The organism is Pseudomonas sp. REP124 (assembly GCF_020164475.1).
Lineage (GTDB): Bacteria > Pseudomonadota > Gammaproteobacteria > Pseudomonadales > Pseudomonadaceae > Aquipseudomonas.
In genome coordinates, this window is record NZ_JAIQWX010000234.1 from 1 (window position 1) to 6194 (window position 6194).

The following is a 6194-nucleotide window of genomic DNA, read 5'->3' on the forward strand; positions in this document are numbered from 1 at the left end:
GAGCCTGCTCGCGATGGCGCCCTGAAAAGCGACTCGGATCTCCAATCAGCCGTATGGAAGCTCGTTATGCGTTGCCTGCTGTTCGCCTGTCTGTTGCTCGGTTCACTGCCCTCCCTTGCCCTGGATCGCTTCCAGGTCGAGGGTTATACCCTGCGCAATGGCCTGCAAATCCTGCTCAAGCCGGGCGCGGAGCGCGGGCATGTGGCGATTCGGCTGGTGGTGGGTGTCGGCATCGACGATTTCAAATGCGCCGACAAGGAGCTGCCACACCTGCTCGAACATCTGCTGTTCAGCGGCATCGACGCCAGCGGCGAAGGCGGCCTCGAGGAGCGCATGCAGGCCCTGGGCGGCGAGTGGAACGCCTTCACCAGCAACGCCGACACCACCTTCGTGATCGAAGCCCCGGCGAAAAACCAGCGCAAAGTCCTCGATCTGCTGCTGGATTTGCTGACCCAGACCCGATTCGACGACAACGCCGTCAATGCCGCCAAACAAGTGGTCGAGCGCGAAGACGGCGGCCATTACTCTCATCTGCAACGCTGGCTGGACCGCCAGGATCTGGGGCACAGCGCCAGCAAGCAACTGGCCGTCGAGCTGGGCCTCAAATGTTCCGAGCGCGCGGAGGTCGATCAACTGACCCGCGAGCAACTGGAGAAGGTGCGCAAGGACTGGTACGCGCCCAACAACATGACGCTGATCGTGGTCGGCGACCTCGATCGCCTGCTGCCGGCCTATCTGGAGCGGACCTACGGTGCGCTCAAACCGATCGAGCCGACCGCCCACCCGGAACTGCCGCAAATCAAATCCAGCGCCGCCCATGAGCGCAGCCTGATCCGCGGCTTTGTCGGCGACGGAGCCAAGCTGCACTGGCTGGTGCCGGAGCCGGTGCTGGAAGATCAGCACGACCAGACCTTCGATCTGCTCAAGGACTATCTGGACTGGGCGCTCTATCGCCAGTTGCGTCTGGCGTACGGCCTGTCCTACGGGCCCTGGGCCGAGCGCGAGGTGTTCGGCGGCGTGGGCTTCATGAGCCTGAACGCGGACCTTGAACGGGACGATGTGGACAAGGCGCAGCAGGTGCTGGAGGAGCTGAAGGCGCAACTGCTCAACGGCCTGAACGCCGAGACCTTCAACCGCCTCAAGCAGGCCGCCATCGCCCGCCAGTCCTGGGCGGTGCAAGGCAACAGCGCGCTGGCCGATTACTACTGGAGCGCCATCGGCGACTACGAAGACGGGCGATTCGCCAATCCGGCGAAGGAGTTGCAGTCGGTGACGCTGGCGGAAGCCAACAAGGCCATGCGTGAATTGCTGATGCAGCCGGGGTATATCCGGATCGAGAAGCCGCTGCTCGGCGATGATCAGGTGTTGTGGGTAATTGCCGGTGGGCTGGGCCTGCTCGTCCTGACAATTCTGGGTTGGCATTTATATCGAAGATCGACACGGACCCTGTAGCAGCTGCCGAGGCTCGCCACGCCGCCCTGCCAGCGGTACCCTGTCGGGGATTTTTCCTACGACTGATGTGAACCGCCGAATGCAGAACCTGACCCTTTTCGTACAGCGCATCCTCGAACTGATGAAGCGCTACCCCGGGGTCATCGCGCTTGGCGGTTTTGTCTCCGGGGTCGGCAGCTTCATTCTGGTGGATCGCCAACAGGGGCTGGCGAGCTGGATCACCACCATCATGCTTATCAGCTGGGTCTGGCTGATGCTGGAAAACAGCCTGACCAAGCTGTTCGCCCGGATCTTCAAGCGCGAGATTCCCCAGCCGCTGCTGCGCTACGCGACGCAGATGATCCATCAGGAAAGCCTGTTTTTCGTCCTGCCGTTCTTTTTCATCACCACCACCTGGAACAGCGGCCAGCTGTTTTTCACTGGCCTGCTGGGCATCGCTGCGCTGATTTCCATCATCGATCCCCTGTACTACAAATGGTTGGCGCCACGGCGATGGGCGTTCCTGGCACTGCATACCCTGACCCTGTTCGCCGCCCTGCTCACCGCGTTGCCGGTGATCATGCACCTGACCACCTCGCAGAGTTTCAAGTGGGCGCTGGGCATTGCGGTGCTGTTGTCCTTCCCAAGCCTGGCGTCGATCTTCCCGATCCGTACCGTGCGCAACGCTCTGGCGATCCTGAGCATCACCGTCGGTATCGGCGGCGTGGGCTGGGTGCTGCGTTCCTGGGTGCCGCCGGCCACCCTGTGGATGACCGACGTCGCCATCAGCACTCAGGTCCAGGACCGCACGCCGGGCAAGAGCCTGGACGAAGTCAGCGTCGCGCAGATCCGCGGCGATGGCTTGTATGCCTACACCGCGATCAATGCCCCGCGCGGTCTCAACGAGCGGATCTATCACGTCTGGCAGTTCAACGGCAAAGAGGTGGATCGCATCGCCCTGGATATCCACGGCGGGCGCAAGGAAGGCTATCGGGCCTGGACCCACAAGCAGAACTTCCCCGGCAACCCGGCGGGCAAGTGGCAGGTCCGGGTGTTGACCGAAGACGGTCAGGTCATCGGCGTGCTGCGTTTTGATATCACGGACAGCACACCGACCAAAGAAAAGTAACCGGGTTCGTGCTATTACGTAGATTCGCGTAATCATTTGAAAGCACGGAGCTTATGAGCAGTAACGCAGTGGCCGGCAATGCCCGACTGGACACCTCGCTCTCCCCACCTCAGATCCGGGTGACGGGAGACTGGACGCTCGCCCATTACGCCGACCTCAAGCACTTGAGCGAAAAGCTCGAAGGCCAATACGACGCCAACACCCGCATCGACCTCAACGGCCTCGGCGCCCTGGATACCGCCGGCGCTTCGCTGCTGGTGGAACTGCTGGGCTCCGAGCGCCTTGGGCGTTCCGCCGAACACCCCGATTGCACCATTTCAGCCGCCGACCGCGCCTTGCTGCAGACGGTCTACCGTTCGCTGACCGACTTCTGCGTGCCGATCAAGGAACCGGAAATCAACGTCGGCATTCAATTGCTGACCCGCATCGGTCGCGCCGTGGACACGGTCTGGCAGGACACCCTGCAACTGCTGGGCTTCGTCGGCCTGATTCTGGAAACCATCCTGCGCGGACTGTTTCGCCCCAAATGCTGGCGGGTCACGGCGATGGTCGCGCACATCGAACAGACCGGCCTGGACGCCGCGCCCATCGTCGCCCTGCTGACCTTTCTGGTGGGCGCCGTGGTGGCGTTTCTCGGGGCGACGGTGCTGGCCAATTTCGGCGCTACGGTGTTTACCGTGGACCTGGTGGCGTTCTCCTTCCTGCGTGAATTCGCCGTATTGCTGACCGCGATCCTGATGGCCGGGCGCACCGCCAGTGCCTTCACCGCACAGATCGGCTCGATGAAGGCCAACGAAGAAATCGACGCCATCCGCACCCTGGGCCTGGACCCGATGGAATTGCTGGTGGTGCCACGGGTCCTGGCCCTGCTGATCGCGTTGCCGATGCTGACGTTCCTGGCGATGGTCGCGGGGATCGTCGGCGGCGGCGTGGTCTGCGCGGTGTCGCTGGATATCTCGCCGGCGATGTTCCTGTCGCTGCTGCAACAGGACATCGGCGTTCAGCACTTCCTGGTGGGGATGGTCAAAGCGCCGGTGTTCGCCTTCCTGATCGCCGCCATCGGCTGTCTGGAAGGCTTCAAGGTCAGCGGCAGCGCCGAGTCCGTCGGCGCGCACACCACCTCCAGCGTGGTGCAGTCGATTTTCGTGGTGATCGTGCTCGACGCCGTGGCCGCGATGTTTTTCATGGAGATCAGCTGGTGAGTCGTCTACACAGAGCCCCCGCCGAGGCGGTGATCGAAGTTCGTGGGCTGTGCAATCGCTTCGGCCGCCAGAGCGTGCACGAGAACCTCGACCTGGACCTGTACAAGGGCGAGATCCTTGCGGTGGTCGGTGGTTCCGGCAGCGGCAAGTCGGTGCTGTTGCGCAGCATCGTCGGCCTGCGTCAGCCCAGCGAGGGTGAGGTGAGGGTCTTCGGCAAGAACCTGCCGAGCCTGTCCGAACACGAGCGCTCGCTGGTGGAACGGCGCTTCGGCGTGCTGTTCCAGAAAGGCGCCCTGTTCTCTTCGCTGACCGTGACCGAGAACGTCGCCCTGCCCCTTATCGAACACGCCGGCCTGAGTCGTGACGATGCCGAGCATTTGGCGGCGGTGAAGATGGCCTTGGCCGGACTGCCGCTGTCGGCGGCGGACAAGTACCCCGCCTCGCTGTCCGGCGGCATGATCAAGCGCGCGGCGCTGGCGCGGGCCCTGGCGCTGGATCCGGACATCCTGTTTCTCGACGAACCCACCGCCGGCCTCGATCCGATTGGCGCCGCCGCTTTCGATCAATTGATCCTGACCCTGCGCGACTCGCTGGGCCTGAGCGTTTTCCTGGTGACCCACGACCTCGACACCCTCTACACCATCACCGATCGGGTGGCGGTGCTGGCGCAGAAAAAGGTGCTGGTGGCCGATGCCATCGATGTCGTCTCGGAAACCGACGACGCGTGGATTCACGAATACTTCCATGGCCCTCGCGGCCGCGCGGCACTGACAGCCGCCCAACAGCTCAACGAGGTCTGACGTGGAAACCCGAGCCCATCATGTATTGATCGGCCTGTTCACCGTGATTGTGGTGGCGGGCGCCCTGCTCTTCGGCCTGTTCCTGGCCAAATCCAGCGTCGACACCGAGTTCAAGGATTACGAAGTGGTGTTCAACGAGGCGGTCAGCGGTCTGTCCCGTGGCAGTTCCGTGGCGTACAGCGGGATCAAGGTCGGCGATGTGATCCAGCTGCGCCTGGATCCGAAAGACCCACGCCGGGTGCTGGCGCGGATTCGCCTGGCCGGCGACACGCCGGTCAAGGAAGACACCCAGGCCAAGCTGGCGCTGACCGGGGTGACCGGTACCTCGATCATCCAGCTCAGCGGCGGTACGCCACAGAGCCCGACGCTCAAGGGCAAGGACGGCAACCTGCCGACCATCATCGCCGCGCCCTCGCCCATCGCCCGCCTGCTCACCGACAGCAACGACCTGATTGCCGGCGTGAACGTGCTGATGCACAACGCCAACATGATGTTCTCCACCGAAAACATCGAACGCATCAGCAAGACCCTCGATCACTTGGAAAAAACCACCGGAGTCATTGCCGAACAACGGGGCGATATCCGGGCGGCCATGCAGCAGTTGGCGTCGGTGGGCAAACAGGCCAGCACCATGATGGAACAGACCTCGGCGCTGATGCGCAACGCCAACGGCCTGCTCAACGATCAGGGCAAGGAAATGTTCGGCAGCGCCCGTCAGGCGATGAAGTCTCTGGAACAGAGCAGCGCGACGATCAACCAGTTGCTCACCACCAATCAGGATTCGCTCAACAGCGGCATGCAGGGCCTCAATGGCCTGGCCCCGGCGATACGGGAGCTGCGTGAAACCCTGACCTCGCTACGGGCGATCTCCAATCGTCTGGAAGCCGACCCTAGCGGTTACCTGCTGGGCAGTGACAAGCACAAGGAATTCACCCCATGAAGCTGACCCACCTCGCCCTCCTCGCCAGCTTCACATTGATGAGCGCCTGCTCGATCCTGCCCGAGCCAGAGCCGTTCAATCTGTATCGGTTGCCGGCGGCGCAAAGCAGCGCCAGCCATGGCACGGTGCAGCGTTGGTCGCTGCGCCTGAACAAACCCCAGGCCAGCGAAGCGTTGAACAGCCCGAATATTGCGGTCATTCCCCAGGGCGATGTGATCAGCAGCTACAAGGGTTCGCGCTGGAGCGACCCGGCGCCGGTGCTGCTGCGCAATCGTCTGCTGGATGGGTTCCAGCGCGATGGCCGGGTGACGCTGCTCAGTACCGACGACAGCAATTTCCAGGCGGACCTGGAGCTGGGCGGCAGCCTGCAGGCGTTTCAGACCGAGTATCAGGGCACGACCGCCAGTGTCGTCGTGCGGTTCGATGCGCTGCTGGTGCGCGGCTATGACCAGCGACTGCTCGCCAGCCGCCGCTTTGAAGTGCGCCAGCCGTTGAGCGATGTGAAGGTGCCGGCGGTGGTTGCCGGGTTTGGGCAGGCCAGCGATCAGCTGACGGCGCAGGTGGTGGCGTGGGCTGTGGAGCAAGGCCAGAAAGTCGCGCCGCCACCAAGACCCTGATTTATTGAGGCTCGAATGGTGCTGCTTTTTGTGGCGAGGGGGCTTGCCCCCGTTGGACTGCGCAGCAGTCCCATC

General features: G+C 63.2%; 6 protein-coding genes. All 6 read left to right on the forward strand.

Going from position 1 to position 6194, the window contains the following annotated elements:
* Window positions 1-66 precede the first annotated feature (66 nt).
* The 6 genes from K9857_RS29260 (at window position 67) to K9857_RS29285 (ending at window position 6119) form a co-directional block, all read left to right on the forward strand.
* Complete coding sequence (locus K9857_RS29260) at window positions 67-1452, forward strand: M16 family metallopeptidase (RefSeq protein ID WP_224541894.1); 1386 nt, start codon at window positions 67-69, stop codon at window positions 1450-1452.
* A gap of 79 nt (window positions 1453-1531) precedes the next feature.
* Window positions 1532-2560: a DUF5924 family protein gene (locus K9857_RS29265; RefSeq protein WP_224541884.1), complete on the forward strand. Its 1029-nt coding sequence runs from the start codon at window positions 1532-1534 to the stop codon at window positions 2558-2560.
* Between the two features lie 53 nt (window positions 2561-2613).
* Complete coding sequence (locus K9857_RS29270; protein ID WP_224541886.1) at window positions 2614-3762, forward strand: ABC transporter permease; 1149 nt, start codon at window positions 2614-2616, stop codon at window positions 3760-3762.
* Window positions 3759-4562, forward strand: coding sequence for an ABC transporter ATP-binding protein (locus K9857_RS29275; protein WP_224541888.1), 804 nt, complete (start codon window positions 3759-3761; stop codon window positions 4560-4562). The genes K9857_RS29270 and K9857_RS29275 overlap by 4 nt, the downstream gene beginning before the upstream one ends.
* Before the next feature lies 1 nt (window position 4563).
* Window positions 4564-5502, forward strand: a complete 939-nt coding sequence (locus K9857_RS29280; protein WP_224541890.1) for an MlaD family protein — start codon at window positions 4564-4566, stop codon at window positions 5500-5502.
* Window positions 5499-6119: an ABC-type transport auxiliary lipoprotein family protein gene (locus tag K9857_RS29285; protein ID WP_224541892.1), complete on the forward strand. Its 621-nt coding sequence runs from the start codon at window positions 5499-5501 to the stop codon at window positions 6117-6119. The genes K9857_RS29280 and K9857_RS29285 overlap by 4 nt, the downstream gene beginning before the upstream one ends.
* The last annotated feature ends 75 nt before the right edge of the window (window positions 6120-6194 follow it).

Coding starts and splice junctions, on each gene's coding strand:
- K9857_RS29265 (WP_224541884.1), top strand. CDS start 1,532: ATGCAGAACCTGACCCTTTTCGTACAGCGCATCCTCGAACTGATGAAG.
- K9857_RS29285 (WP_224541892.1), top strand. CDS start 5,499: ATGAAGCTGACCCACCTCGCCCTCCTCGCCAGCTTCACATTGATGAGC.
- K9857_RS29270 (WP_224541886.1), top strand. CDS start 2,614: ATGAGCAGTAACGCAGTGGCCGGCAATGCCCGACTGGACACCTCGCTC.
- K9857_RS29260 (WP_224541894.1), top strand. CDS start 67: ATGCGTTGCCTGCTGTTCGCCTGTCTGTTGCTCGGTTCACTGCCCTCC.